Source organism: Bacillus cereus ATCC 14579 (genome assembly GCF_000007825.1).
GTDB classification, from domain to species: Bacteria; Bacillota; Bacilli; order Bacillales; family Bacillaceae_G; genus Bacillus_A; species Bacillus_A cereus.
In genome coordinates this window covers 4271865-4285789 of the sequence record NC_004722.1, presented here as the reverse complement: position 1 = coordinate 4285789, position 13925 = coordinate 4271865, and the positions used below count along the sequence as shown (strand labels likewise).

The window sequence follows — 13925 nt, the reverse complement described above, 5'->3', positions numbered from 1 at the left end:
ATCTCAAAATGAGATACCCGTTTATGTTATTTTTCAACTTTGATCGGATTGTTCTTAAAGAAATCTTTTACATACCCGACAAATTCTTGTGGTTCTTGGCGAAATGGTGCATGATAACCTTTTTCAATAATATGTAAAGTGCTATTTTTTAAGAATTGATGATACGTTTCTCCTTCTTTCCAGGAAACGCTACTATCATTTCTGCCCCATATAATTAAAGTTGGCTGTTTTATTTCATTTGCATTAATTTTAAGACGTCTAGGCCATAATTTCATTTTATTATAATGCTCTTCATCATTACGTTTGAATTTCACTTTGCTTTCATCATAATCTGTAATAGAAGAAACTGCATTTAAATCAGTCGACAATTGTGGTTTTGGTGAGCCTTGTTTAGTAACGAATGTATGAGGGCCACCTGTAGCATCAGTTAAAATAAGGTGAGTAACTGCTTCAGGATATAAATATGTTAAATTTAGAGAAATTTCTCCCCCCATGGAATGCCCCAGTATTGCGAATGAATCATACCCTAGTTTTTTCATTAATTTATAATACAAATTTGCATGAGTTGGAAAAGAATAATAAAAATCCATTGGCTTAGATGAGCGCCCGAATCCTAAAGCATCTACAGAAATAATTGTATGATCTTTTGCTAAATCGGAGTAAATCTTTTGAAAACCATCTGATGACCCTCCAAAGCCATGAATCATAAGTAAAGGTGGTTTTTCATTACCAATCTTTTTAAAGTAAATGGTTTGACCATCTATTTCTACCATTTTTTCCTCGGTAGCTAGTTTCGCTGTAATTGTATTTTTAACTTGTTTTACTTGTTCTACTGGCTTTTCTGCTGCACTACATCCTACTAATAGTGTAAGAGTAAGACAACCTACCATAAAATAGCTAAATCGCTTCAATTAGGTGTCTCCTTTCTAACATAACGCTGTATCTATCATAGCAAATAGCATATTACGATTTCCAGGAAGTCGGCTACCATTTTTTATCATAAGAGGTGAAAGGAGCGTTTCTTGGAAATTTTCTGTTTGAAGAAATTTACGAAATGTAAATTGTGAGTGTGGGACATCAATTCGTACTATACCATTCCAACATTCACATATCTTTTTTAATAATTGAATAGCATCTTCTGCTTGCTTGGCGATAAGTGGATTGATACATAATATATTGCCCTTTTGTATGCATAATGAAAAAGCTTCTATACAGTTATTTCTTTCAATTTTAAAAGAGTGTACAGCCCTTGGTAATAGCAAAGAGTAAAGTAGAGAACGATTCATACCAGTTGCAATTTGATCCAGAGAAGTAAGAGATATAAGGTCTTCTTCTTGTACTTGTTGTAAGTGAGAAGGGTACGTCTTAATAGTTTGCTTTTCAAAACGATGAATCGTTGTTGCTGTTTGAAATCCGCATGATGTGTATAGAGGTTCGCCAGCTTTTGTCGCAATAAGTGCAATGGGTTGTTTTGGATGAATTTGTTCCAAGCAATGATTTAGCAACATGCGCCCTATTCCGCGTCCTTGAAAATTAGGGTGAACGATTAACATACCAATGGAAGCGAAGTTACTTGTAAAGGGAAATACTCCTCCAGTCGCAATGAGTTTGTTCTCATGAATGTAACCTACAAGTGTGCCGATAGAAAGATACATTTCGAATTGTTTTTTCATAAAAATTTCATCGTGTAACCATCCAACAGATTTGCAAAGATTAAGTAATTCAAAAATAAAAGACTCATTTAGCTTTACTATTTTCATAAAGGCTCACCGCATTTCTATTTATTTTCATAAAAATAGAGTCAAAATGTAAAAAAGAGATTTACGTTAAATGAAATCCAACTTGTTTATATTTAAATTGTAAAGGGCGGGATGATTGATACAAAAAGACAAAGTTATACAAATTATAACTGATATTTACATAAGTTAACAAAAAATTTACATACAGCTAATTTTCTCTTAATAGTCTTCCGTTAAATTTGATAGTGGGAAATGAATAACCTAATTAGGGGGACAAGACAGTGAAAAAGTTTGTGAAAAAAGCATGGCCATTTGCAGTTGTGGCATCATTAGCAGTTACTTCGGTAGCAACATGGAATTTTACTCGTTCTAGTGAGGTTAATGCAGATGAGAACGGAAGCAATGCAAAGATTAAAAATGTTATCGTATTAATTGGGGATGGTATGGGTCCTTCATATATGACGGCTCACCGTTATATGAAAGATAATCCAAAAACCTTTGAAATGGAATCTACAGAATTTGATAAGCATCTTGTAGGAACACAAAAAACATACCCAGAAGATGAACATGAAAATATTACAGACTCTGCATCGGCAGCAACAGCTATGTCAGCAGGGATTAAAACATATAATGCTGCAATTGCAGTTGATAATGATAAAGCGGAAGTGAAAACAGTTCTTGAGCAAGCGAAAGAAAAAGGGAAATCAACGGGACTCGTTGCAACTTCTGAAATTACACATGCAACACCAGCTGCTTTCGGTGCGCATGACATTAGCCGTAAAAATATGGACGCAATTGCAAATGATTATTTTGATGAGAAAATTAAAGGGAAGCATAAAGTAGATGTTATGCTTGGCGGCGGCGTAAAGAACTTTGTTAGAAAAGATCGTAATCTTACAGAAGAGTTTAAGAAATCTGGTTATAGCTATGTAACGGATCGAGATCAATTGTTAAATGATAAAAATGACCAAATTCTTGGTTTATTTGCACCAGGTGGATTAGATAAAATGATTGACCGTAATGAGAAAACACCTTCATTAGAAGAAATGACTAATGCAGCAATTGAGCGTTTGAACAAAAATAAAAATGGTTTCTTTTTAATGGTGGAAGGAAGTCAAATCGACTGGGCTGGACATGATAATGATATTGTTGGTGCAATGAGTGAAATGGAAGACTTCGAAAAAGCTTTCAAAGCAGCGATTGAGTTTGCGAAAAAAGATAAAAATACGTTAGTTGTTGCAACGGCAGATCACGCTACTGGTGGCTTATCTTTAGGTGCCAATGGCGAGTATAACTTTAAAGTAGAACCAATTAAAGCTGCAAAGCGCACACCAGACTTTATGGCAAATGAGATTGCAAAAGGTGCAAATGTAGAAGAAACATTGAAAAAGTATATTGATTTACAATTAACTCCAGAAGAAATTCAAGCTGTAAATGATATAGCTCCGTCAAAAGATGTAACAAAGATTGATAATGCAATTGAAGATATTTTCAATAAGCGCTCGGTTACAGGCTGGACAACGGGTGGACATACAGGGGAAGATGTGAACGTATATGCATTTGGTCCAGGTAAATACTTGTTCTCTGGCGTTCAAGAGAATACAAATATAGCGAAACGTGTCTTTGATATTGTTGGCGGTGGCGATCCGAATAAAGGAAGACGCTAATTAAGAGCGAAAGTGAGGCGAAATGCCTCACTTTTCTTTTTAGGAGTTGGGAATATGAAAAAGTTATTTAGGAAATTAAGATTCCTTCTAGTGTTTGTAGTACTACTAGTTGGATGTCAACAAGAAGAGAATAACGTAGAACAAAAATCTACTACTAAAAAAACTGAGGAAAAGGTACAAATAACAAAAGAAGAAGAGAGATCTATTCAAGATGTTATTCATACATTTGTGCGAACGACGAATGAAAAAAATCTTGCAGAACATATGGAGTTATTTTCAAAGAAGATGCCTAGTGCTGAAGACTTAAAAACACAAAAAGAAGCCGCATTTCAAAAGGGAAATAAGAAAATTGAATTGGAACATATAGATATGAAAGTTAGTAAAGTAGGGTATGTTATTGTTGAAACGAAAGAAAAGGAAGTAGACGACAGTATCACTCTTCAAAAGAAAGTACAGTATGCTCTTGGGAAAGAAGATGATAAATGGAAGATTGAAGAGGTTCGAACGATAGAGAAAAAATAAAGTGAAACTTTAATAAGTGTGGAGTCGTACTTCCCAAAAATGATAGAAAAAAGGTTCTCATTGGCGAGAACCTTTTTTTATAGTGGTAGCATAATTTGATTTGAACATGCCTCAATATCATCAATATCTTGACGAATTGTGGCCATTTTATTATCCAGATCTTCAGCTTTCATTGCTGCATCATGTAGTTCATCTTTTAAATACTCCGGTATTTTCCCTTCATATTTATAATAAAGTTTGTGTTCTAAACTTGCCCAAAAGTCCATTGCCAGTGTACGTAACTGAATTTCTGCAAATACATCTTTTGTACCAGAATTTAGTGATAAAGGGTATTTAATGATCATGTGTAAACTTTTATATCCGTTTCGTTTTGGGTTAGCGATATAATCTTTTACTTCTATGACTTCCATATCTTCGCGTTTTTGAATGACTTCTTTCAAATGATAGATATCTTCTACGAAGCAACATGTAATACGAATACCAATAATATCTTGTAAATGTGTTTGAGCATTTTCAACTGTTGGTAATAAGTTTTTGCGCTCTAGTTTTTTAATAATACTTTCAGGTTGTTTTAGTCTTGTTTTTATATGTTCAAACGGGTTGTAATCCTCTAGAAATTGAGCTTCCCGGTTCATAATTTCAAATTTAGTTTTTAACTCTTCTAAAGCAAATGTATATGGTAATACAAAAGCTTTCCAGTAGTTAACTGTTGATTGATTATATTCCATTTATATACACACCTTTTCCTATTTGCAAGTGAGGTCGTTATTATACTAAATACCAAATCATATAAGCGCAAGCAGCAAATGATGAGATCATAAAGCGATATTTAGTTTTCATACTTTCAACTCCTTTCGAGTAAGATTTTATATTAATAAACGTGATTGTTAATAAGTTCACTATGTACAGTTTCTATAGTAATAGATTCGTGTGAATTTCGTATGAACTAATTGTTTCAGCTTTTTGTCTTTTTTGCTGTTAATCATAATTATTATTCGGATTTAAAGTGTTTTTATTTGATTTATCTATTTGTATAAATTAATGTATATTTAAATTTATAGTTATTGAGGAGGATATATGGTGAACTTTGAAGAATTAGCAATTGCTAGACGTTCTGCAATGAAATTTATACAAGGTATAGAAATCCCTGATGAGGATTTTAAAAAAATATTTGAGTTAACTAAGCTTTCTCCATCTTGCTATAATTTGCAGCACACACATTATGTTGTAATTCGTGATCAAGAGCGAAAAGAAAGATTAAAAGAATTAGCTTTCGGTCAATATAAAGTATCGAGTGCATCAGCGGTAGTGTTCGTTTGTGGTGATAAAAAAGCATACCAAAATGTTGAAAATATTTACTTCGGCATGAAAGTTTTAAAGATGATTGATGAATGTGAATATGAAGATACAATTAGGAAAACGAAAGGTTTATATGAAGGAAAAGGAGAGCGTTTCATGGAGGATGAAGCGATTAGAAATGCTTCGTTAAGCGCGATGACTTTTATGTACGCAGCTAAATATTATGGCTATGATACATGTCCAATGATTGGTTTCGATGAAAAAGCAGTACAAAGTGAATTAAATATGCCGGAGCATATAGTACCTGTTTTAATGATTACGATAGGAAAAAGTGATACGACTAAAACTCGTCCACGAGGATATCGAAAGCCGATTAGTGAGTTTGTTACATACGAATCGTTTTAATAAAGTGAAACTTTAAATCAGTAGGGGTCTTATTGGCCGTTAATGCGGGACAAAATTTATTTAACTATAAAAAACAAGGGGATTCTAAATGGAATCTTCTTGTTTTTGCAATGGACAAATAGAATGAAGTTTTATAATATATAAATCGTAATCATTACGTTTTAGTTGCAATCTTTGAAAGAAAGGAGAATTAAATATGCGTGTAAATATTACATTAGCTTGTACGGAGTGTGGCGATCGTAATTACATTTCTAAAAAAAATAAACGAAACAATCCAGAACGCATCGAACTAAAAAAATATTGTCCACGATTAAAGCGAGTAACGTTACATCGTGAGACGAAGTAAAAGACTAGAGATATCTCTAGTCTTTTTTTTATAGTTCTTTGGTTTTGTTTGTTATAATTACCTTAAAATGTAATAAAGGGAGCGGTATGATGAATCAAAAAGATAAAGAAAGAAAAGAGCGAGTGGCTCATATTATTAACATTCCAGATGAATATAGTCTTGTTGTAGATGATCAAGAAGGGGTTGATGACCCGTATCATCTATTATGGTGGGAGCATAAAGAGGATCAGGAGAGAACGATACAAATTACATTGAATAGACATACTGGTAATTTAATTGAGTTTAGGATAGATGATGAAAATTCTTTTTCAAGTGGTAAGGAAGCGATAGAGGAGAAGAAGGCAAGGGAGATTGCAAATGCGTTCTTGAAAAAATATACAAAAGAAGGATATGAATTCTATACATATGTAACGGTTAAGGACGACAGGCGTGGTTGGAAAGAAGTAAATTATATGCAAGAAGTGAATAGCTATCCATTGCCGAATACAGGGTGCGTTGTGCGAGTGAACCCTTCAGGTAATGTTGTGCAATTTCATTACAATGGACAAAAAGCTATAGAGAAAAAACCGTTATGGCCAAGTGAAATTGTTGAGGAGAATATCGTTTTAGAAAATTTGAAAGCTAGACAAGATATGAGACTTGTATTTATAGATTTAACATACTCTTCATGTGAGTATGAAAGCGGGGAAGAAGTAAAAGGGTACCATCTTGTATATGAACCAGAGCCTAGTCATGCGTTTATTGATGCAAGTACAGGTAAAGATTTATATGAGCCAGATCATTATAAATTGCCTTCGGCTGTAGCTGTTGGAAAATCGAGAAAAGGTAACGAACGAGGTGACATATTCGAATTATTTGACTGGAATAAAGAAGGTTTTACAAAAGTAGATGAGACGGAAAATGATGATGAAATAAGGATGAAATTTGTTCCGAAAGAGGAATTACAAAAACAGAAAGAAGAAAAGAATCCATATTTAATGAATGAATTCTTTAAAAAGCATTTACCGATGTTGAAATATAATAATTTAGTTAGCGTTACAATTGATAAATTAACCAATGAATTAACTGGTTTTATAAAACTGACAGATGATAAAGAAGTAAAGCAAATACTGTCTAGAGAGGAATGTTTACAAAAAGCACTTCAATTTTTAGAACGAGTTATTCCAGATATCAAACAATATCTGCGTCTTTGGGAGGAACGTGAAGAAGCAGAAGATGGGATTGAAAGATTTATCTTTTCTGTATATATAAATGATATTCCGGCAGAGTATAACCAATTTATGATCAACATCAATGCAGAAAATGGTGCTGTTATGCACTACTCGGGGGAGTCTAGCAACTTTATAAAAAAATTACTTACATATGAAACAACACCAAAATTAATAAAAGAAAAAGCGTTAGAAATATACAGAGCGGCTATCCGAGTTAAATTAGAATGGTTTTTAGATCATGATGCAGAGGAAACGAAATACAAACTACTGTACAAACAAACGACAGATGAAAAACATAAAGAACCTTTTGATTGTAGTCGGGAAATTCGTTATATTGATGCCCAAGCGGGGAGAAAGATTTGGAGTAAGTAAAATAAAAAGAGTTATTTTTCAAAGAAAATAACTCTTTTTATTTTTATAATTTGCCTGTTCGCTTTTCAAAAGTAAATGTGATAGGAAGATTGGAATGAGAACTATCACTTTTAAATATTACTTTCCATTCTTTAGTATGGGCTTTAATTTCAAAATTAAGAAGATTCATCGCTCTACGTTTATCTATTTCTAAAAACATATTATGAATTTCTGGTTCTTGCTGTAAATTAAGAGCCTTTAGTGTGACTGTAAATGTGAAAAAATTCTGCCCTTCATATACTATTTTTGATATTTTTGTTTTTTGTGTATTTAACAGCACATAAAAACGGTCTGATGGAGTTAATTGTACAGAGTCATCAGTAATTTCATTCTCGCTATTATGAAGTTCAACTAAGAAAGATGTACTATGTGAAGAATCTTTTTTGCTTGTAATCTGTAATTCAGTAGGAATCATCGGTATTTCATAAAAGTCATTCCTTATTATATTATTGTAATCCTCTGAAAATTTACGGACTTCTTTTGGAAAAGAGTCTTCTTGTGTACTTAAAAAAGTTTTATGTTGCTTTGGAATTTTTTTACTAAAATTTAATGTTTCTTTAAAGTAATAATTGGATCCAGTTAAAAATAAAAAACTACAAATTAATAAAAAAATTCGATACAGATTTTGAAAATGAAAGAACAATAGTATACATGTAATAATTCCAATTACATAGAAAATAAAGATAAGTAGTTCTAGTTTTGAGTGAAACGAGAAACCATAGTTATGAAAAAATTTTATTCCAGTTATAATTTGAGCTCCAAAAAATAAAGAAATTCCAAATTGAAAAAATAATAAATCAGGTCCTCTTTTAATAACAAAAGTAATGAACGAAATGAAAAGTAAAAATACCCCTAAATAAATTGTTACATTTAATAATCGTTCTAATGTAATCATGAATAATGTCCCCTTTAATAGCATATTCATATATAAATAACAATTTTATATAATTATAATATAACAATAAAATATTTTAAATGTTGGAAGTGTTGAGTTTTATAAATAAACTGTACAGACACAAACAACCTCACGCCCACATACACATAATAAAGACCACTATTTTGGCGGAGGTGAAAGGTTTGAGTCTATTCGCCGCAATTGGATATATGGTTCGAGAAGTGTTTGTCTTTGTTTCTTATGTGAAGAATAATGCGTTCCCGCAGCCGTTATCATCAGATGATGAGAGAAAGTACTTAGAGTTAATGGAGCAAGGTGATGCTCAAGCGAGAAATCTTTTAATTGAACATAATTTACGGCTTGTAGCTCATATCGTTAAAAAATTTGAGAACACAGGAGAAGATGCAGAAGATTTAATTTCAATTGGTACGATTGGGCTCATTAAAGCGATCGAGAGCTATTCTGCAGGAAAGGGAACGAAGCTTGCGACGTATGCAGCACGCTGTATTGAAAATGAAATTTTGATGCATTTACGTGTACTAAAGAAAACGAAAAAAGATGTTTCACTTCATGATCCGATCGGGCAAGATAAAGAGGGCAATGAAATATCGCTTATTGATATATTAAAATCAGAGTCTGAAGATGTAATTGATATGATTCAGCTTAGTATGGAGTTAGAAAAAATTAAAGAGTATATCGATATTTTAGACGAAAGAGAAAAAGAAGTGATTGTGAAACGTTTTGGACTTGGGCTAGATAAGGAGAAAACACAGCGGGAAATCGCTAAGGCGCTTGGTATTTCTAGAAGCTACGTATCACGGATTGAAAAGCGTGCTTTAATGAAAATGTTCCACGAGTTTGTCAGGGCAGAGAAAGAGAAAAAAGCGAAAGAGTAAAGTGTATTAGAAGCAGCCATATTTAAAATGGGCTGCTTTTCTTATTGTAAATAAGAAAAGAAAACGCGTTATGCTAAGAAGAAATACATGTTCACTGTTGAAAATGACGGATTCTATCTGTAATATTAGAAGGTGCTAAATAATTTAAGAATAATACCATACTTAGTTTTCTGTATATATAATAAGGCTGCTTTATATGATATGTGGGAATAAGAACCAATTTTACATATGATATAGAAAGAAAAGAAGGGAAAACTAAAGTTATAGACTGATTAGGGGGTTTCGCAATTTGCGACGTACATTATATCGACTTATGATAGAACTTACAAATGGTCGCTTTACTTCTTATATATTACGTAAATTTGCACAATCTCGTTTGAGCTCTATCATTATTCCATCGTATGCGAAAGTTTTTCAAATTAATCAAGATGAGATGGAAAAGGGTTTGAAGGAATATAGAACATTGCATGAATTATTTACGCGTAAGCTAAAAGAAGGAAAGCGTAGTATTGATACAGATGCATCGAGTATCGTTAGTCCTGTTGATGGTGTTTTTGCAGATCATGGTCCTATTGAGGATACAAAAACATTTGATATTAAAGGAAAGCGCTATTCAATTGTGGATATGCTAGGTAATGAAGAACGTGCAACGCGATATGCAGGCGGTACATATATGGTAATTTATTTGAGTCCAAGTCATTATCATCGCATTCATAGTCCGCTTTCTGGTTCTGTGACTGAAAGATTTGTACTCGGTAGAAAATCATATCCGGTAAATGCAGCTGGTATGGAATACGGGAAAGAACCACTGTCAAAAAATTATCGTTCTGTTACAGAAGTAAGCAGTGATGGCGAGCATATGGCTCTTGTAAAAGTAGGGGCCATGTTTGTTAATAGTATTGAGCTTTTGCATGAGAGAGACACTGTTCAAAAAGGTGAAGAAATGGCATACTTTACATTTGGTTCAACAGTTGTGTTATTGTTTGAAAAAGATATGATAGAAGTAGTGCAGGAATTAAAGAGTGGACAAGAGCTTCGTCTTGGTGAAAAAATAGCTACTCGCTTAGCTCATAAATAAAGAAAAGCTTTTATAACCGTAAGTAAGAGTTATGGGCAAAGATACTTAATGATGAAATCCCCTAGATGGGAGTACTTGTTTATTCGAGAGCCATCGTAGGATGGCTCTTTTTACAGGGCATCCAATAAATTATCCTTTAACTGTTTAATTGGTAAGGGCTGATTAAACTTTCACTTTATATGTAATCAAGATGATTTGACAAGCTTGTCCTCTAATGAGCGTCTAATGATTTCTTGTTTTATAAGTAAAATGAAGTCGGGATTTAATTTTAGTTCTTTTGCTTTATAATAAGACTCAGTGAGTAACTCAGTGGATAACTGTTCCATATGTTTTGTTTTCAAGGTGAGTCACCTCCTAATAATATAAGGATTGATTCGTTGATGCATTTAATGTACCAAAAAAATATGACAGTCACAAACAAGTGGTTATCCACATACCTAGGTGGATAAAGTGTGTATAGTTTGTTAGTAAATTCCAAATTAACTGAAAAATTAATGTGGAAAATGTGTACAATTTTATCCACAGGTTATATATCGAAAAATGTTGTCGAAAAATTTTATGAAAAATCCTCAAAGAGGTGAAAGAAATTGAAACTATTTTTACCAAATGAATATGTGAAAAATGTATATCATGTTCAACCAGAAGATTTAAAAAAACGTGGGATTAAAGGTGTTATTACTGACTTAGATAACACTTTAATTGAATGGGATCGTCCCAATGCAACACCGCAACTTGAAAAATGGTTTTTGGAAATGAAAGAGCAAGGCATTCAAGTAACGGTCGTTTCAAATAATAATGAGCAACGTGTAAAAGATTTTGCTGATCCATTAGGTATTCCATTTATTCATAGTGCACGTAAACCATTTGTTCGCGCATTTAAGCGTGCGATACAAGAGATGCGTTTGCAGCCAGATGAAGTTGTAGTAATTGGAGATCAGTTACTGACTGACGTGCTTGGTGGAAACCGAGTAGGCCTTCATACAATTTTAGTTGTACCGGTAGCACAAACGGACGGATTAGTAACGCGCTTTAATCGAAAAATTGAACGAAGAATTATGAAAAATATGAAGAAAAAAGGTTTAATTAACTGGGAGGAATAAAGTTTGACTGAAACAATTAAATGTATTGGTTGCGGTGTAGAAATTCAAACAGAAAATAAAAACGAAGTGGGGTATGCTCCTGCCTCATCTTTAGAGAAAGAACAAGTTATTTGTCAACGTTGTTTTCGCTTGAAGCATTACAATGAAATTCAAGATGTATCGTTAACAGATGATGACTTCCTACGCATTTTAAATGGAATTGGAAAATCAGATGCATTAGTAGTCAAAATTGTAGATATTTTTGATTTTAATGGTAGCTGGTTACCTGGCTTACATCGTTTCGTAGGGAATAATAAAGTATTACTTGTTGGAAATAAAGCTGATTTAATTCCAAAGTCAGTAAAACATGATAAAGTAAAACATTGGATGCGCTATAGTGCAAAGCAGCTAGGATTAAAACCAGAAGATGTCTTTTTAATTAGTGCAGCGAAGGGACAAGGAATCGCTGAATTAGCAGATGCTATTGAGTATTATCGCGGCGGCAAAGATGTTTATGTTGTTGGATGTACGAATGTAGGGAAATCGACATTTATTAATCGTATGATTAAAGAATTTAGTGATGAGACTGAAAATGTAATTACAACATCTCATTTCCCAGGAACAACACTTGATTTAATTGATATTCCATTGGACGAAGAGTCTTCTTTATATGATACGCCAGGTATTATTAACCACCACCAAATGGCTCATTATGTTGGAAAGCAAAGCTTAAAGCTTATTACACCAACAAAAGAAATTAAGCCGATGGTATTCCAATTAAATGAAGAACAAACGTTATTCTTTAGTGGATTGGCACGTTTTGATTATGTAAGTGGTGGTCGTCGTGCATTTACTTGTCACTTCTCGAATCGCTTAACAATCCATCGTACAAAGCTTGAGAAAGCAGATGAATTATATAAAAATCATGCCGGGGATTTACTAAGCCCACCAACGCCAGAAGAATTAGCAAATATGCCTGAGCTAGTGAAATACGAATTTAATATTCGTGAACCTAAAACGGATGTTGTATTTTTTGGATTAGGATGGGCCCCCCCCCCGAACCAGGAGCAAAAATTGTTGCACACGTACCAAAAGGAGTAAGTGTTTCACTACGTAAATCTTTAATTTAATATGGAGAGGGATTTATGAAACAATTATATGGTGTAATCGGAAATCCAATTGGACATTCATTATCACCCGTTATGCATAACGACGCATTTGAACACTTGAATATGGATGCCCATTATCATGCGTTCCTTGTTGAAGAGGAATTGCTAGGGGAAGCAGTAAGAGGTTTAAAAGCATTAGGTATTTCAGGATTTAATGTAACAACTCCGCACAAGGTTGCTATTATGGAGTATTTGGATGAGATTGACCCATTGGCAAGGAAAATCGGTGCAGTAAATACAGTGGTTCATAAGGATGGAAGATTAATTGGCTATAATACAGACGGGATTGGTTTTGTTCGAGCGTTGCAGTCAATTAGTAATGAACCACTTCAAGGGAAACGTATTTTGTTACTTGGTTCAGGTGGTGCTAGCCGAGCTATTTATTTTTCTCTTGCTGATGTAGGTGTAAAAGAGATTGATGTAGCCAATCGTACAGTAGATAAGGCAAAGGAACTTATTGCTGCACGTACGGCCGATGTTAATTCTGTTGCTTTGTCGTTAGAAAAAGCGACAGAAGAACAAGGAAATTATGATATTATCATTCAGACGACAACGATAGGTATGCATCCACACGTAGAACATACGCCATTACAAATTTGTTCGTTAAAAAAAGGAACGATTGTATCAGATATAATTTATAATCCATTTGAAACGAAAATTTTATGTGAGGCAAAAGAGCAAGGTGCAATCATTCAAAATGGTATTGATATGTTTGTTTATCAAGGAGCACTTGCATTTGAAATGTGGACAGGACGCACGCCAAATATCGAAAGAATGAAACAATTAGTTATAGAAAAGCTTGGAGGCTAACATATATGTTAACAGGAAAACAAAAAAGATTTTTACGTGCACAAGCACATCAATTTAACACCAATTTTTCAAGTAGGAAAAGGCGGAGTAAATGAAAATATGATTAAACAAATCGCAGATACTTTAGAAGCTCGTGAGTTATTTAAAGTAAGTGTATTACAAAACTGTGAATTTGATCGCCGTGAGGTTGCGGAAGAACTTGCAAAAGGTGCACGTGCTGAAATCGTTCAAGTAATTGGAAGCACAATCGTTTTATACAAAGAATCAAGAGAAAATAAACAAATTAAGCTTCCTCGATAAAAAGACTAGCATGCGCTATTTTTATCGTTTATGCGTAATGATGTAGAGAGCGAAACCAATTGAACTTTTATTAATAGCAACTCTCTTCATTCCTAACC

14 protein-coding genes and 2 pseudogenes are annotated in these 13925 nt (G+C 33.5%); 11 read left to right on the top strand and 5 right to left on the bottom strand.

Annotated elements, in window-relative coordinates; genetic code table 11:
- Positions 1 to 26 precede the first annotated feature (26 nt).
- Together BC_RS21705 and BC_RS21700 are read right to left on the bottom strand one after the other, a co-directional pair.
- Positions 27 to 911, bottom strand: a complete 885-nt coding sequence (locus BC_RS21705; protein ID WP_000819814.1) for an alpha/beta fold hydrolase — start codon at positions 909 to 911, stop codon at positions 27 to 29.
- A 15-nt stretch (positions 912 to 926) separates the two neighbouring features.
- Positions 927 to 1760 (bottom strand): GNAT family N-acetyltransferase, encoded by an 834-nt coding sequence (locus tag BC_RS21700; protein WP_000706693.1) that lies wholly within the window; start codon positions 1758 to 1760, stop codon positions 927 to 929.
- Between the two features lie 260 nt (positions 1761 to 2020).
- Between BC_RS21700 and BC_RS21695 the strand changes: the two genes are divergently transcribed.
- Positions 2021 to 3406: an alkaline phosphatase gene (locus BC_RS21695; RefSeq protein ID WP_000714913.1), complete on the top strand. Its 1386-nt coding sequence runs from the start codon at positions 2021 to 2023 to the stop codon at positions 3404 to 3406.
- Between the two features lie 54 nt (positions 3407 to 3460).
- A complete protein-coding gene (locus BC_RS21690) occupies positions 3461 to 3928 on the top strand; it encodes a hypothetical protein (protein WP_000732795.1) in 468 nt (155 codons plus the stop codon).
- Positions 3929 to 4005: 77 nt separating this feature from the next.
- Here BC_RS21690 and BC_RS21685 read toward each other — a convergent pair whose 3' ends face one another.
- Positions 4006 to 4656 carry a GTP pyrophosphokinase gene (locus BC_RS21685; RefSeq protein ID WP_000456219.1) on the bottom strand — a complete coding sequence of 217 codons (651 nt, stop codon included), beginning with the start codon at positions 4654 to 4656 and terminating at the stop codon, positions 4006 to 4008.
- 349 nt (positions 4657 to 5005) lie between these two features.
- On the opposite strand from BC_RS21685, the gene BC_RS21680 reads away from it, so the two are divergent.
- The 3 genes from BC_RS21680 (at position 5006) to BC_RS21670 (ending at position 7561) form a co-directional block, all read left to right on the top strand.
- Entirely contained in the window at positions 5006 to 5632 is a 627-nt protein-coding gene (locus BC_RS21680) for a nitroreductase family protein (protein WP_000245977.1), read from the top strand.
- A gap of 196 nt (positions 5633 to 5828) precedes the next feature.
- On the top strand, positions 5829 to 5978 hold the full coding sequence (gene rpmG / locus BC_RS21675) for a 50S ribosomal protein L33 (RefSeq protein ID WP_001265617.1): 150 nt from the start codon (positions 5829 to 5831) through the stop codon (positions 5976 to 5978).
- Positions 5979 to 6067: 89 nt separating this feature from the next.
- On the top strand, positions 6068 to 7561 hold the full coding sequence (locus BC_RS21670) for a YcdB/YcdC domain-containing protein (protein WP_001072094.1): 1494 nt from the start codon (positions 6068 to 6070) through the stop codon (positions 7559 to 7561).
- A 43-nt stretch (positions 7562 to 7604) separates the two neighbouring features.
- On the opposite strand, the gene BC_RS21665 is transcribed toward BC_RS21670, so the two are convergent.
- Positions 7605 to 8525 (bottom strand): hypothetical protein, encoded by a 921-nt coding sequence (locus tag BC_RS21665; RefSeq protein ID WP_002024823.1) that lies wholly within the window; start codon positions 8523 to 8525, stop codon positions 7605 to 7607.
- A gap of 152 nt (positions 8526 to 8677) precedes the next feature.
- Here BC_RS21665 and sigK point away from each other — a divergent pair, with 152 nt between their 5' ends.
- Together sigK and BC_RS21655 are read left to right on the top strand one after the other, a co-directional pair.
- Positions 8678 to 9391 (top strand): RNA polymerase sporulation sigma factor SigK, encoded by a 714-nt coding sequence (sigK, locus tag BC_RS21660; RefSeq protein WP_000051382.1) that lies wholly within the window; start codon positions 8678 to 8680, stop codon positions 9389 to 9391.
- A 289-nt stretch (positions 9392 to 9680) separates the two neighbouring features.
- Positions 9681 to 10469, top strand: coding sequence for a phosphatidylserine decarboxylase (locus BC_RS21655; RefSeq protein ID WP_001255000.1), 789 nt, complete (start codon positions 9681 to 9683; stop codon positions 10467 to 10469).
- Positions 10470 to 10654: 185 nt separating this feature from the next.
- Here BC_RS21655 and BC_RS21650 read toward each other — a convergent pair whose 3' ends face one another.
- A complete protein-coding gene (locus BC_RS21650; RefSeq protein ID WP_000850094.1) occupies positions 10655 to 10810 on the bottom strand; it encodes a sporulation histidine kinase inhibitor Sda in 156 nt (51 codons plus the stop codon).
- A 246-nt stretch (positions 10811 to 11056) separates the two neighbouring features.
- Here BC_RS21650 and BC_RS21645 point away from each other — a divergent pair, with 246 nt between their 5' ends.
- From BC_RS21645 to yhbY, 4 genes and pseudogenes are all read left to right on the top strand, one after another.
- Complete coding sequence (locus BC_RS21645) at positions 11057 to 11569, top strand: YqeG family HAD IIIA-type phosphatase (RefSeq protein ID WP_000765314.1); 513 nt, start codon at positions 11057 to 11059, stop codon at positions 11567 to 11569.
- Between the two features lie 3 nt (positions 11570 to 11572).
- Positions 11573 to 12678: pseudogene (yqeH, locus tag BC_RS21640) on the top strand (ribosome biogenesis GTPase YqeH).
- Positions 12679 to 12693: 15 nt separating this feature from the next.
- Complete coding sequence (aroE, locus tag BC_RS21635) at positions 12694 to 13527, top strand: shikimate dehydrogenase (protein WP_000812076.1); 834 nt, start codon at positions 12694 to 12696, stop codon at positions 13525 to 13527.
- Positions 13528 to 13532: 5 nt separating this feature from the next.
- Positions 13533 to 13827: pseudogene (gene yhbY, locus BC_RS21630) on the top strand (ribosome assembly RNA-binding protein YhbY).
- Positions 13828 to 13925: the final 98 nt, after the last annotated feature.

What these genes read in the sequence shown, in the direction of transcription:
- BC_RS21680 (WP_000245977.1), top strand. Translation starts at nt 5,006, where the DNA reads ATGGTGAACTTTGAAGAATTAGCAATTGCTAGACGTTCTGCAATGAAA.
- BC_RS21670 (WP_001072094.1), top strand. Translation starts at nt 6,068, where the DNA reads ATGAATCAAAAAGATAAAGAAAGAAAAGAGCGAGTGGCTCATATTATT.
- BC_RS21665 (WP_002024823.1), bottom strand. Translation starts at nt 8,525, where the DNA reads ATGAATATGCTATTAAAGGGGACATTATTCATGATTACATTAGAACGA.
- BC_RS21685 (WP_000456219.1), bottom strand. Translation starts at nt 4,656, where the DNA reads ATGGAATATAATCAATCAACAGTTAACTACTGGAAAGCTTTTGTATTA.
- aroE (WP_000812076.1), top strand. Translation starts at nt 12,694, where the DNA reads ATGAAACAATTATATGGTGTAATCGGAAATCCAATTGGACATTCATTA.
- BC_RS21700 (WP_000706693.1), bottom strand. Translation starts at nt 1,760, where the DNA reads ATGAAAATAGTAAAGCTAAATGAGTCTTTTATTTTTGAATTACTTAAT.
- rpmG (WP_001265617.1), top strand. Translation starts at nt 5,829, where the DNA reads ATGCGTGTAAATATTACATTAGCTTGTACGGAGTGTGGCGATCGTAAT.
- BC_RS21690 (WP_000732795.1), top strand. Translation starts at nt 3,461, where the DNA reads ATGAAAAAGTTATTTAGGAAATTAAGATTCCTTCTAGTGTTTGTAGTA.